Annotated in this window: 10 protein-coding genes; 8 read left to right on the forward strand and 2 right to left on the reverse strand. The window is 72.7% G+C overall.

Going from position 1 to position 12853, the window contains the following annotated elements; all coding sequences use genetic code 11:
• Positions 1-26 precede the first annotated feature (26 nt).
• Entirely contained in the window at positions 27-2618 is a 2592-nt protein-coding gene (clpB, locus tag ACFZDL_RS31215; protein WP_353593977.1) for an ATP-dependent chaperone ClpB, read from the forward strand.
• Between the two features lie 168 nt (positions 2619-2786).
• Entirely contained in the window at positions 2787-3323 is a 537-nt protein-coding gene (locus ACFZDL_RS31220) for a YbjN domain-containing protein (protein ID WP_311729158.1), read from the forward strand.
• A gap of 59 nt (positions 3324-3382) precedes the next feature.
• Here the strand turns inward: ACFZDL_RS31220 and ACFZDL_RS31225 are convergent, their stop codons facing one another.
• Complete coding sequence (locus ACFZDL_RS31225; RefSeq protein ID WP_353593976.1) at positions 3383-4576, reverse strand: hypothetical protein; 1194 nt, start codon at positions 4574-4576, stop codon at positions 3383-3385.
• Positions 4577-4715: 139 nt separating this feature from the next.
• Positions 4716-5897 carry a pyridoxal phosphate-dependent aminotransferase gene (locus tag ACFZDL_RS31230; protein ID WP_353593975.1) on the reverse strand — a complete coding sequence of 394 codons (1182 nt, stop codon included), beginning with the start codon at positions 5895-5897 and terminating at the stop codon, positions 4716-4718.
• Positions 5898-6630: 733 nt separating this feature from the next.
• Between ACFZDL_RS31230 and ACFZDL_RS31235 the strand changes: the two genes are divergently transcribed.
• From ACFZDL_RS31235 to fbaA, 6 genes are all read left to right on the forward strand, one after another.
• A complete protein-coding gene (locus ACFZDL_RS31235; protein ID WP_353593974.1) occupies positions 6631-7149 on the forward strand; it encodes a DUF2617 family protein in 519 nt (172 codons plus the stop codon).
• A gap of 97 nt (positions 7150-7246) precedes the next feature.
• On the forward strand, positions 7247-8971 hold the full coding sequence (locus ACFZDL_RS31240; RefSeq protein WP_391193077.1) for a polyamine aminopropyltransferase: 1725 nt from the start codon (positions 7247-7249) through the stop codon (positions 8969-8971).
• 183 nt (positions 8972-9154) lie between these two features.
• Positions 9155-9997, forward strand: a complete 843-nt coding sequence (locus ACFZDL_RS31245) for an SRPBCC domain-containing protein (protein ID WP_353593973.1) — start codon at positions 9155-9157, stop codon at positions 9995-9997.
• A gap of 64 nt (positions 9998-10061) precedes the next feature.
• Positions 10062-10880, forward strand: coding sequence for an aldose 1-epimerase (locus ACFZDL_RS31250; protein WP_353593972.1), 819 nt, complete (start codon positions 10062-10064; stop codon positions 10878-10880).
• Between the two features lie 34 nt (positions 10881-10914).
• Positions 10915-11454 carry an orotate phosphoribosyltransferase gene (gene pyrE / locus ACFZDL_RS31255; protein ID WP_353593971.1) on the forward strand — a complete coding sequence of 180 codons (540 nt, stop codon included), beginning with the start codon at positions 10915-10917 and terminating at the stop codon, positions 11452-11454.
• 213 nt (positions 11455-11667) lie between these two features.
• Complete coding sequence (gene fbaA / locus ACFZDL_RS31260; protein ID WP_353593970.1) at positions 11668-12690, forward strand: class II fructose-bisphosphate aldolase; 1023 nt, start codon at positions 11668-11670, stop codon at positions 12688-12690.
• Positions 12691-12853: the final 163 nt, after the last annotated feature.

Here is a 12853-nt window from a genome sequence, read left to right on the forward strand (position 1 = left end):
AGCGCGATGAGGAGGAGCACGGGGACGTGGACGCCGAGCTGACCAACAAGAGCCGGGCGGCGGTGAGCGCCGCCAATGACCGGGCCGTCTCCGCGGGGCACGCGGACCTGACGCCCGCGCATCTGCTGCTGGCCCTGCTGCAGGGCCAGGACAACGAGAATCTGATGGACCTGCTGGCCGCCGTGGACGCCGACCTGGCCGTCGTGCGCGACGGCGCGGAGCGGCTGCTGGCCGGGCTGGCCAGTGTGCGCGGGTCGACCGTCGCCCCGCCGCAGCCGAACCGCGAGCTGCTGGCGGTGCTCGCGGACGCCGGGCAGCGCGCCAAGGACCTGGGCGACGACTACGTCTCCACCGAGCACCTGCTGATCGGCATCGCCGCCAAGGGCGGCCGGGCCGGGGAGCTGCTGGCGGAGCAGGGGGCGAGCGCCAAGAAGCTGCTCGCCGCGTTCGAGAAGGCGAGGGGCGGAGCGCGGGTGACCAACCCGGACCCGGAGGGCACGTACAAGGCCCTGGAGAAGTTCGGCACCGACTTCACCGCCGCCGCGCGCGACGGCAAGCTCGACCCGGTCATCGGCCGGGACCAGGAGATCCGCCGCGTCGTGCAGGTGCTGTCGCGGCGCACCAAGAACAACCCGGTGCTGATCGGCGAGCCCGGCGTCGGCAAGACGGCCGTCGTCGAGGGCCTGGCGCAGCGGATCGTCAAGGGCGATGTGCCCGAGAGCCTGCGGAACAAGCGGCTGGTGGCGCTGGACCTGGGCGCGATGGTCGCGGGCGCCAAGTACCGCGGTGAGTTCGAGGAGCGGCTGAAGACCGTCCTGGCCGAGATCAAGTCCAGCGACGGGCAGATCATCACCTTCATCGACGAGCTGCACACCGTGGTCGGCGCGGGCGCCGGCGGCGACTCGGCGATGGACGCGGGCAACATGCTCAAGCCGATGCTGGCCCGCGGCGAGCTGCGCATGGTGGGCGCCACCACGCTCGACGAGTACCGCGAGCGGATCGAGAAGGACGCCGCGCTGGAGCGCCGCTTCCAGCAGGTGCTGGTCGCCGAGCCGACCGTCGAGGACACCGTCGCCATCCTGCGCGGGCTCAAGGGCCGCTACGAGGCCCACCACAAGGTGCAGATCGCTGACGGCGCGCTGGTCGCCGCCGCGACCCTGTCCGACCGCTACATCACCTCCCGCTTCCTCCCCGACAAGGCCATCGACCTGGTCGACGAGGCGGCCTCCCGGCTGCGCATGGAGATCGACTCCTCGCCCGTCGAGATCGACGAGCTCCAGCGCTCGGTCGACCGGATGAAGATGGAGGAGATGGCGCTCGCCCGGGAGACCGACGAGGCCAGCAGGCAGCGGCTGGAGAAGCTGCGCCGCGACCTCGCCGACAAGGAGGAGGAGCTGCGCGGGCTGACCGCGCGCTGGGAGAAGGAGAAGCAGGGCCTCAACCGGGTCGGTGAGCTGAAGGAGACCCTCGACGAGCTGCGCGGCCAGGCCGAGCGGGCCCAGCGCGACGGGGACTTCGACACCGCGTCCAAGCTGCTGTACGGGGAGATCCCGGCGCTGGAGCGGGAGCTGGACGAGGCCTCCGAGGCCGAGGCCGAGGTCCAGGAGGGCCGCGGCACGATGGTCAAGGAGGAGGTCGGCCCCGACGACGTCGCCGATGTGGTCGCGTCCTGGACCGGGATTCCCGCCGGGCGGCTGCTGGAGGGCGAGACGCAGAAGCTGCTGCGCATGGAGGACGAGCTCGGCAAGCGGCTGATCGGCCAGACCGAGGCCGTACGGGCCGTCTCCGACGCGGTGCGCCGCACCCGGGCCGGCATCGCCGACCCGGACCGGCCGACCGGATCGTTCCTCTTCCTCGGCCCGACCGGTGTCGGCAAGACCGAGCTGGCCAAGGCGCTCGCCGACTTCCTCTTCGACGACGAGCGGGCCATGGTCCGCATCGACATGAGCGAGTACGGCGAGAAGCACAGCGTCGCCCGGCTGGTCGGCGCGCCCCCCGGCTACGTCGGCTACGAGGAGGGCGGCCAGCTGACCGAGGCGGTGCGCCGCCGCCCGTACAGCGTGGTGCTGCTGGACGAGGTCGAGAAGGCCCACCCCGAGGTCTTCGACATCCTGCTGCAGGTCCTCGACGACGGGCGGCTCACCGACGGCCAGGGCCGGACCGTGGACTTCCGGAACACCATCCTGGTCCTCACCTCCAACCTCGGCAGCCAGTACCTGGTGGACCCGCTGCTCAGCGAGGAGGAGAAGAAGCAGAGCGTGCTGGAGACCGTGCGGACCTCCTTCAAGCCGGAGTTCCTGAACCGGCTGGACGACCTGGTGGTCTTCACCGCGCTCAGCGGCCCCGAGCTGGCCCGCATCGCCGAGCTGCAGATCGACCGGCTCGCCGAGCGGCTGGCCGAGCGGCAGCTGAAGCTGGACGTCACGTCGGCCGCGCTGGCCTGGCTCGCGGAGGAGGGCAACGACCCGGCGTACGGGGCGCGGCCGCTGCGCCGGCTGGTCCAGACGGCGATCGGCGACCGGCTGGCCAAGGAGATCCTGGCGGGCGAGGTCAGGGACGGCGACACGGTCCGGGTGGACCGGGTCGGCGACGACCTGCTGGTGGGCCCGGCGCAGTAACGGCGGCAGACGGCCTCCGGGCGGCCCGCGGCGGTGATCCCGCCGCGGGCCGCCCGCACGCTTCCGGCGGGCCGCCGCGGATTGGATGCGGGAACAGTCCGCCCGGGCTTGCACGCCGGGGGCGGGTGTGAGGGAGGATGGCGGTATCCAGACGAAGGGAAATCCACGGTGAGCATCGACCCGTCCTCGATTCCGAATTTCGGGGGCCAGCCCGAGCCGCAACCGACGGGTCCGACGGGCCCCGTGCTGCCCGACCAGGACCTGGTCAAGCAGCTGCTGGAGCAGATGGAGCTGAAGTACGTCGTCGACGAGGAGGGTGACCTCGCCGCGCCGTGGGAGCAGTTCCGCACCTACTTCATGTTCCGTGGTGAGGAGGAGCAGCAGGTCTTCTCGGTCCGGACCTTCTACGACCGGCCGCATGAGATCGACGAGAAGCCGCGCCTGCTCGAAGCGATCGACGACTGGAACCGTCGCACGCTGTGGCCGAAGGTCTACAGCCACACCAACGACGACGGCACGGTCCGGCTGATCGGTGAGGCGCAGATGCTGATCGGCACCGGCGTCAGCCTGGAGCACTTTGTCTCCAGCACGGTCAGCTGGGTGCGGGCCTCGATCGAGTTCGACAAGTGGCTGGTCGAGCAGCTGGGCCTGGAGGCCGACATCGAGTCCGACGGCGACGAGAAGCCGGGCGACGACGAGGCCTGACGGCCCTGGGCCGTCCCGGCCTGGCCGAGCCAGCCCGTCGTGGCCTGGCTGAGCGCTGCTCACATCGGGATGCGGGCCACGGTCAGCAGATACGTCCCATAGACGAAGGAGAGCCCGGCCAGCGCGCCGCCGGTCAGTACGGCGGTGCGCGGCCGGGCTCTCGCCATCCCCACCGCCAGCGGGAGCAGCAGCGGGAAGGCGGGCAGCAGGAAGCGCGGCTTGGAGGCGAAGTAGCCGCTGCCGCCGAGGGTGATGACGAGCAGCACCAGCGTGTAGACCAGCAGGGGCAGCGGTGGCCGGTCGGCCGTGAGCAGCGCGAAGAGCAGGAGCGCGACCCCCAGGATCGCCAGCGCCACGAAGTACGCGAACGCCGCCCTGCCGATGAGCAGGTGCCGGACGAACCGGAGGGCATTCGCGCCGAAGTCGAACCGGGACCCCCACTCGTCCTGGACGGCGAAGTAACCGCGCCAGCTGCCGCGCCGGTAGCCCACCCAGGCCAGATAGCCGAGCCACCCCAGCGGCGCGAGCGCCGCGCCCGCCCACACCCGCCACGACGGCCGCCCCCACAGCCGGGTGGCGGCACAGCAGCAGACCGCCGCCGCGACGGCTATGCCGTTGGGCCGGGCCGCCCCGGCCAGCAGGGCCAGCGTCCCCGCCCACAGCCAGCGCCGGGTCAGGACGGCGTACAGCGACCAGGCGGCCAGGGCGGTCAGCAGCGGCTCGGTGTACGCCATGGACTGCACGACCGCGTGCGGCAGCAGCCCCCACAGCACCACCAGCGCGGTGCCCACGCGCCGCCCGTGCAGCCGCTCCCCGACGGCGTGGATGCCCCAGGCCGCCACCCCCGCCGAAACCCAGGCGACCACAAGACCGGCGGTCACGGCGGTGATGGGCAGGACGGTGGTGAGGGTCCGCATGAGCATCGGGAACAGCGGGAAGAAGGCCATGTCGCTGAAGGGGACGCCGTGCTTGGCGGGGTCCGGCGGCAGGCCGCTGTCGTAGCCGTGCCGGACGATGCCCACGTACCAGACGCTGTCCCAGGAGTAGCCGAGCAGCGTACGCGGATGCTTGCCGACCCACCCGGCCCACACCGCCAGGCACACCAGCCCGATCAGCCGGCTCGCGGCGTACAGCCCGAGCGCGGGGGCGGCCCGGAGCAGCGACGCGCGCAGACGGGCCGTGGGACCGATCGGGACCGGAGGCGGCGCCGGCGGCTCCGGGGCCCGTATGGGCGCGCTGGTGTCGGCGGACACGGGGCACCTCCCAAGGGGGGTACACGCGGCTGTCGCGTGCCGGACCCCGGGAATGCGGCGGGGCCCGGCACACCACGACCTTGCGCGCTCGCGCGTCCGCCCGCGACCGGGGTGACCCGTACGGGGGGCCGGGGGCGGCTCAGCCCGCGAGGCTCTTGAGGCGGGTCGCGGCCTCTTCGAGGACGCTGGCGCGCTTGCAGAACGCGAAGCGGACGAAGGGGGCGCCCTGGTCCTGGTGGTCGTAGAAGACGGCGTTGGGGATCGCCACGACGCCGCAGCGCTCGGGCAGGGCGCGGCAGAAGGCGAAGCCGTCACTCTCGCCGAGGGGGCGGATGTCGGTGGTGATGAAGTACGTGCCGGACGGGCGGAAGACCCTGAAGCCCGCGTCGGCGAGGCCCCCGGCCAGCAGATCGCGCTTGGCCAGCAGGTCCTCGCGGATGGTGTGGAAGTAGCTGTCGGGCAGGCGCAGGGCCTCGGCGACCGCGTACTGGAAGGGGCCGGAGGAGACGTAGGTCAGGAACTGCTTCGCGGAACGCACGGCCGCGACCAGCTCCGGCGCGGCGGTGACCCAGCCGACCTTCCACCCCGTGAAGGAGAAGGTCTTGCCCGCGGAGCCGATGGTGACGGTGCGCTCGCGCATGCCGGGGAAGGAGGCGAGCGGAGTGTGCTCGGCGCCGAAGACCAGGTGCTCGTAGACCTCGTCCGTCACCACCAGCAGGTCCCGCTCGGCCGCGAGCTCGGCGACGGCGGCCAGCTCCTCGCGGGTGAGGACGGTGCCGGTGGGGTTGTGGGGGGTGTTGAGGAGGATGAGCCGGGTGCGGTCGGTGACCGCGGCGCGCAGCTCGTCCAGGTCGAGCCGGAACGCGGCGCCGTGCTCGGTGGCGTCCGGGCGGAGCGTGACCGGGACGCGGGTGCCGCCCGCCATCGCGATGCACGCGGCGTACGAGTCGTAGTACGGCTCCAGGGCGATCACCTCGTCGCCCGGCTCGAGCAGCGCGAGCAGCGAGGCGGCGATGGCCTCGGTCGCGCCCGCGGTGACCAGCACCTCGCGGTCCGGGTCGTACGTCAGTCGGTACCACCGCCGCTGGTGCTCGGCGACGGCGGTGCGCAGCTCGGGGACGCCAGGACCGGGCGGGTACTGGTTGCCGCGGCCGTCGCGCAGCGCGCGGACCGCCGCCTCGCGCACCTCTTCGGGGCCGTCGCTGTCGGGGAAGCCCTGGCCGAGGTTGATCGAGCCGGTCTCCACGGCGAGCGCCGACATCTCCGCGAAGATCGTGGTGCCGAATGCGGCCAGGCGGCGGTTGAGCAGCGGTCGTCCCATGGGGCCATCCTCCGCCCAACCTCTGGACTTCCTCAACTCCGCTTTGACACTCCCGGGGCCCGGGCATCGTTCACAACAGGTACGGACCGGTACCTCGCTACGGGGGAACGGAAGGGAGAGTGAGGTCCGATGGCCTTCATGGTCGTGCTGATCGTGGTGGCGTTCGCCCTCGCGGCGCTGGCCGCGATCGGCACCGCGCGGACCCGGCGGGCCAGGGCCTGGGGCACTTCCGCGTACGGCGGCAGGTCCCATGGCAGCTGGTGGGCCGGGTCCGACGGGCTCGGGGGACACAGTCACGGGGGACACAGTCACGGGGGACACGGGGGACACAGCGGAGGACATCACCACTCGTGCGGTGGCGGCGGGTCGTCGTGTGGGGGCGGCTCGTCTTGCGGCGGCGGCGGCGGTGGTGGTGGCGGCTGCGGAGGGAGCAGCTGACTCACGGGGGGTCGGCTTCTCCAGCCGCCCGTGCGCCCGGCGTGCCAACGCACGCCGGGCGCACGGCTGTTGAGCGCCAGTGCCTATGGAACACATGAACTGATAGGCGCCCGCAGGGGTGGAAACCTGGCGAAGATGGGTAAAAACGATGTGGCGCGCTCTCATTCCATGATTCCGTATACCACCGACCCTACGGACCCCGCGTGGGCGAGAGTCGGCGCATTCGAACGCGCCCGGCTCACGGCGGGGCGGGCCGGCCCATCTCTTCCCCCTGCGCTGTTTGCGGAGCCGACCCATGCTCACGACCCTCAAGACTGCCTACACCGACACCCGCGCCGACGACCTCGCCTGGTGCCTGGGGCGGGAGCCGCTCCCGGCCCTGGCCGTGCTCGATCTGCGACTGCGCGAGGTCTCCGTGCAGTTGAGGCTGCTCGGGGCCTCGCACCAAGTCCTCCTGAAGGGTGAGGAGGGCTCCTGTTCGGAGACCGTGGCCTGTATGTCGGGGAACAGCACCCCGCTGCCGATGGGCGTCTCCACGGTCGTCGACGGCCGCGAGTACGAATTCGCGGCGCGCGTCGAGGAACTGTCGCAGGGTTCGTTCGCGGGGCGCGCGCAGGAGCTGCTCGCGCTGGTGGCGGACCATCCCCACGGGCTGGCTGGCACCTTCCCCGGCAGCCCCCACGCCTTCACGGCGATGGTCGCCCAGTGGCGCGAGGGGGCGGTGAGCTGGCGCACCTGGCACGCCTATCCGCAGGAGGGGCGGCTGGTGGCGACGCGCACCTGTGTGGGGGCGCGGGTGGCGGCGGCGCTGTGAAGTCCCCTTCCGGGAGGGGCTGGGCACGGATGAGCGGCGGGCAATGCATCCGTGTGGGTGACGGGGCATGGGCGATATGTAACGTAGCGTGCCCTTCGTGATCGATTCGCCGGTGCCCGCTGTCCCGAGTACCGCTCCGAGTACGGCCCGAAGCGCCGCCCCGGGCGCCGCCCCGAGTGCGCCGCCCCTCGCCGAGCCGGAGCGCCCGGCGCGGCTGCCCGTCCCGGCCTGGCTCGGCCGCTTCCTCGTGCTAGGCACCGTCTTCGTCTGCGCCGCCTGCGGGCTCGTCTACGAGCTCGAACTGGTCGCCCTCGCCTCCTACTTGATGGGGGACTCGGTCACCCAGGCGTCCGTCGTGCTGTCGGTCATGGTCTTCGCCATGGGCCTCGGTTCGCTGCTGGCCAAGCGGCTGCGCTGCCGCGCCGCCGTCGGCTTCGGCGCGGTCGAGGCGGTGCTCGCGCTGGTCGGCGGCTGCTCGGCGATGGCGCTGTACGCGTGCTTCGTGTGGTCCGGGCAGTCGCGCGCCGCGCTCGTCGGCTTCTCGCTGGCGATCGGGGCGCTGATCGGCGCCGAGGTGCCGCTGCTGATGACCCTCATCCAGCGGGTGCGGCGGCAGGACGCGGGCGGCGCGGTCGCCGACCTGTTCGCGGCGGACTATGTGGGCGCGCTGGTCGGCGGGCTCGCGTTCCCGTTTCTGCTGCTGCCCGCGCTCGGCCAGCTCACCGGCGCGCTGGTGACCGGCGCGGTCAACGCGGTCGCGGGCGGGGCGCTGGTGCTGTGGCTGTTCCGCCGCGATCTGAGCGCGCGGGCGCGGTGGACGCTGATCGTGGCCAATGCGGTGGTGCTCGCCCTGCTGGCCTCCGCCGCGGCGCTGACCCCCGCCTTCGAGCGGGCCGCCCGGCGGGCCGTGTACGGGCCGGACATACGCGTCGCCGTGCGGACCGGCGTCCAGGAGATCGTGCTGACCGGCGGCGGGGCGAACGGGCGGCCGCTGTCCCTCTTCCTCGACGGCCGGCTGCGGGTCAGCGGGCGCGACGAGCTCCGCTACCACGAGGCGCTGGTCCACCCGGCGATGGCCGGACCGCACCGGCGGGTCCTGGTGCTGGGCGGCGGCGACGGGCTCGCGGTGCGCGAGGTCCTGCGGTACGGCGGGGTCCGCTCGGTCACCGTGGTCGAGATCGACGCCGAGGTGGTGCGGCTGGCCCGCACCGACCCGGGGCTGACCGCCCTGAACGCGCACGCCTACCGCGACCCCCGGGTGCGGGTGGTCACCGCCGACGCGTTCGACTGGCTGCGCCGGGCGGACGGCGGGGGCGGCACGGGCGGCCCGTACGGCGCCTCCGGCGGCCCCGCCTCGCCGCGTACGCCCGGCTCGTCCCGCCCGCCCCGCGCCTATGACGTGGTGATCTGCGATCTGCCCGACCCCGGCATCACGCCCAGCACCAAGCTCTACTCGCAGGAGTTCTACGGGCTGGTGGCGCGGGCGCTTGCGCCCGGCGGACGGCTCGCGGTGCACGCCGGAACGCTGGGCGCGCGCTCGCGGGCGTACTGGACGGTCGAGACGACGGTGCGCTCGGTCGGCCTGCGGACCGTGCCCTACGCGGTCGGCAGGCGCTCCCCGGGCGGGGCCGCCGCGGCCCCGCACGAGTGGGGGTTCGTCCTGGCGGGGCGCGCCCCCCTCCGGCTGCGCCTGCCCGGCCACGGCCCGCGCCCCCGGTCCCTCACGGCGGGCGCGCTGCGCGCGGGAGCGCGGGAGGCGGCGCGGCAGCGGGAGCCGGGGCTGCCCGCCTCGACGCTGACGCACCCCCGGTACACGCCGTGACCGCGCCCCTCCGTACCGCCGCATCGCGTACGGCCGTACCGCCGCATCGCGCAGTGCCGTACCGCCGTATCGCGCAGTGCCATGTCGCCGGATCGCGCCGTCGCCGGGAATTCACGGGCGCGCACGGTGAAAGTCGCGCCGGAACAGGTCTCACGGGAGGCGCGATGGGTAGTGTCTTGAGCTATGGAGCATGAGGTGTTCGTTCCGTTTCCCGTCGACACCGTCCGGCTCGCGCTCACGGAGTCCGACCGCGTCGCCCGCTGCGTCCCCGGGCTCCAGCAGGACGCCGACGCGGCGGCGGGCCCGCTCGCGGGGCGGCTCCGGGTGCGGATCGGCGGCTCGACCATCACCTACCGCGGCTCGCTGCGGATCGCCGAGCGTGGCGCCGGCTTCGAGGTGGAGGGCGAGGGGACGGAGGCGCGCGGCAGCGGCTCGGTGAAGCTCGCGCTGACCGTGGTGCCCAAGGCCGTGTCCGGAGGGACCACGCTGGTCTGCTCCGGGACCGTGCGCAGCGAGGGGCGGCTGGCGGAGTTCGACGAGCAGGCGGCCACCACGGTCGCCCGTCGGCTGCTGGACCGCTTCGGCACGGCGCTGGCCGGCGGCCTGGAGAGCGAGCCGGTCGCCGCGCTCGGCGATGCCGAGGACGTCGATGTGGCCGACGAGGTCGCTGTGGACGACGTCGGGGACCTCGACGACGTCGACGACGTCAGCGATCTGGACGGCCTTGAGGACGTCGAGGACATCGAGAGCGTGTCCGAGGTCGGCGACCTCAGTGACCTGAGCGACCTGGAGGAGCTGGGCGAGCTCGACGACGAGCCCCCCGCCGAGGCCGCGCATGCGCGCCGCACGATGATCGGCCGCAGCACGGAGGAGGTCGACCACGCCCCGCCGCGCGGCCGCTACGCCCCCGTGCCCGCGCCCGAGACCGTGTCCCCCGGCTTCGCGCTGCGCTGGGCGGCGCCCGCCGCCGCCGTGGTGATCGCCTCCGCCGTCGTGGTCAGCCGGGTGCTGCGCCGTAGAAAGTGAGCGCCGCAGAAGGTGAGCGCCGCAGAAGGTGAGCGAGGCGCGCGCGGGCGCATAAGGTCGGGGCGTGACCACCGAAGAGAGAACCGATACCCGCGGCGTACGGCTGAGCGCCGGGGATGTGGAGCTGACCGTCGCACCCGACAACGGCTGCCGCGTCGCCTCGCTGCGCATCGACGGTACGGAGCTGCTGCGGCAGGGCCCGACGTTCGGATCGTTCCCGATGGTGCCCTGGTGCGGCCGGGTCGAGCTCGGGCAGTTCCGCAACGGCGGCCGGAGCCATCAACTGCCCGTGAACGCGCCCCCGCACGCGATCCACGGCACCGGGCGGGAGGTCGCCTGGCGCACGGTCAGCGCCGACACCACCGCCGCGGCCTTCACCTATGACCTCGCCGACCCCTGGCCGTACCGCGGCCGGGTCAGCCAGACCTTCCAGCTGTCCCCGGACTCCCTGACGACCACGATGAGCGTGGAGACCGAGGGCGACTCCTTCCCGGCGCAGGCGGGCTGGCACCCGTGGTTCCTGCGCGAACTCGGGGATGGTGGCGGTGCCGGGGCGGAGATCTCCTTCCAGGCCGAGTGGCAGGAGGAGCGCGGCGAGAACCACCTGCCCACCGGCCGCCGGATCGAGGCCCGCCCCGGCCCCTGGGACGACTGCTTCGGCATGCCGGGGGGCGTGGACGTCACGCTCACCTGGCCCGGGCGGCTGGAGCTGAAGGTGACCAGCCGCTCCGAGTGGGTCGTGGTCTACGACGAGCAGGCGGAGGCGGTCTGTGTGGAGCCGCAGTCCGGCCCGCCCAACGGCCTGAACACCCTGCCGCGCCTGGTCACCCCCATCGACCCCCTGGAGATGGCCATGACCTGGAGCTGGCGGCGGCTCGCCTGAGTCCCGCGGTGGGGCAGCGCCTAAGCTCGTGTCCATGAGCGATGCGCGTGACGCCCTGCTGCAGCAGATCAAGGACAAGGCCGTGGTCCACGGCAAGGTGACCCTCTCCTCCGGGCTGGAGGCCGACTACTACATCGACCTGCGCCGGATCACCCTGGACTCCGAGGCGGCGCCGCTGGTCGGGCAGGTCATGCTCGACACCACGGCCGACCTGGAGTACGACGCGGTGGGCGGGCTCACCCTCGGCGCCGACCCGGTGGCCACGTCCATGCTGCATGTGGCCGCCGCGCGGGGCCGCAGGCTCGACGCCTTCGTCGTGCGCAAGGCCCAGAAGACCCACGGTATGCAGCGGCGCATCGAGGGCCCGGACATCAAGGGCCGCCGGGTGCTGGTGGTCGAGGACACCTCCACCACCGGCGGCTCGCCGCTGACCGCCGTCGAGGCGGCGCGCGAGGCGGGCGCGGAGGTGGTCGCGGTCGCGACGATCGTCGAGCGCGGGGCCGCGCCGGCGATCGCGGAGGCGGGGCTGCGGTACGTACCGGCGTACTCGCTGGCCGACCTCGACCTGGGCTGAGGCGCCCCTTCGGGCCGCCGAAGCGAGGACACTTGGTGACGGGGGGTGGTGGTTTCACGTGAAACCACCACCCCCCGTCCGAGTCATCCCGCCGTGCGCCGTGTGGAGCAGACGGCCGAGTCTGGGAAGATGGCCACGACGATGACGTCGCCCCCGTAGTTCCCCTAGGTCAGGGCCAAGAACCAATCCCCGCACATCACAAGGAGCGGACAGATGCCCATCGCATCCCCCGAGATCTACAACGAGATGCTCGACCGGGCGAAGGCAGGCAAGTTCGCCTACCCGGCGATCAACGTGACCTCGACGCAGACTCTGCACGCCGCGCTCCGCGGCTTCGCCGAGGCGGAGAGCGACGGCATCGTCCAGATCTCCACCGGTGGTGCGGAGTTCCTGGGCGGTCAGTACGACAAGGACATGGTGTCCGGTGCGGTCGCCCTCGCCGAGTTCGCCCACGTCGTCGCCAAGAAGTACCCGGTCAACATCGCCCTGCACACCGACCACTGTCCCAAGGACAAGCTCGACGGGTATGTGCGCCCGCTGATCGCGATCTCCCAGGAGCGCGTCGCGGCCGGGCAGAACCCGCTGTTCCAGTCCCACATGTGGGACGGCTCCGCGGAGAAGCTCGACGAGAACCTTCGGATCGCGCAGGAGCTGCTTGCCGAGGCCGTCAAGGCCAAGATCATCCTTGAGGTCGAGATCACCCCGACCGGCGGCGAGGAGGACGGCGTCTCGCACGAGATCAACGACGAGCTGTACACCACCGTCGCCGACGTCGAGCGGACCGCCGAGGCGCTCGGCCTGGGCGAGAAGGGCCGCTACCTGCTGGCCGCCTCCTTCGGCAACGTGCACGGCGTCTACAAGCCGGGCAACGTCGTGCTGCGCCCGGAGCTGCTGCGCGACCTTCAGGACGGCATCGCGGCCAAGCACGGCAAGACCGACCCGTTCGACTTCGTCTTCCACGGCGGCTCCGGCTCCACGGAGCAGGAGATCCGCACCGCGCTGGAGAACGGCGTGGTGAAGATGAACCTCGACACCGACACGCAGTACGCCTTCACCCGCCCGATCGCGGACCACATGTTCCGCAACTACGACGGTGTGCTGAAGGTCGACGGCGAGGTCGGCAACAAGAAGACCTACGACCCGCGCAGCTGGGGCAAGCTGGCCGAGAAGGGCATGGCCGAGCGCGTCACCAAGGCCTGCGCGGACCTGCGCTCCACGGGCACCAAGCTGAAGTAGCCCGCGACGCGGTCTCCCGGCTGCTCCGGGCCCGGCACCCCACGGTGGGTGCCGGGCCCGGTGGCTTTTCCGCTTGCCGGGGTGGCGATGAGGGGTGGGGACGGGGAGGATCCAGGTATGGGTGACTCCGGGCCGGGGCCCGGCCCACGTCGAGAGCGCCGCG

Origin of the sequence: Streptomyces sp. NPDC007917 (genome assembly GCF_042959105.1) — a bacterium.
In the GTDB taxonomy this organism is placed as follows: Bacteria; Actinomycetota; Actinomycetes; order Streptomycetales; family Streptomycetaceae; genus Streptomyces.

Excerpts from the sequence above, each read along its gene's own strand:
- ACFZDL_RS31230 (WP_353593975.1), bottom strand. The coding sequence starts at position 5,897 with ATGGGACGACCGCTGCTCAACCGCCGCCTGGCCGCATTCGGCACCACG.
- ACFZDL_RS31235 (WP_353593974.1), top strand. The coding sequence starts at position 6,631 with ATGCTCACGACCCTCAAGACTGCCTACACCGACACCCGCGCCGACGAC.
- ACFZDL_RS31245 (WP_353593973.1), top strand. The coding sequence starts at position 9,155 with ATGGAGCATGAGGTGTTCGTTCCGTTTCCCGTCGACACCGTCCGGCTC.
- pyrE (WP_353593971.1), top strand. The coding sequence starts at position 10,915 with ATGAGCGATGCGCGTGACGCCCTGCTGCAGCAGATCAAGGACAAGGCC.
- fbaA (WP_353593970.1), top strand. The coding sequence starts at position 11,668 with ATGCCCATCGCATCCCCCGAGATCTACAACGAGATGCTCGACCGGGCG.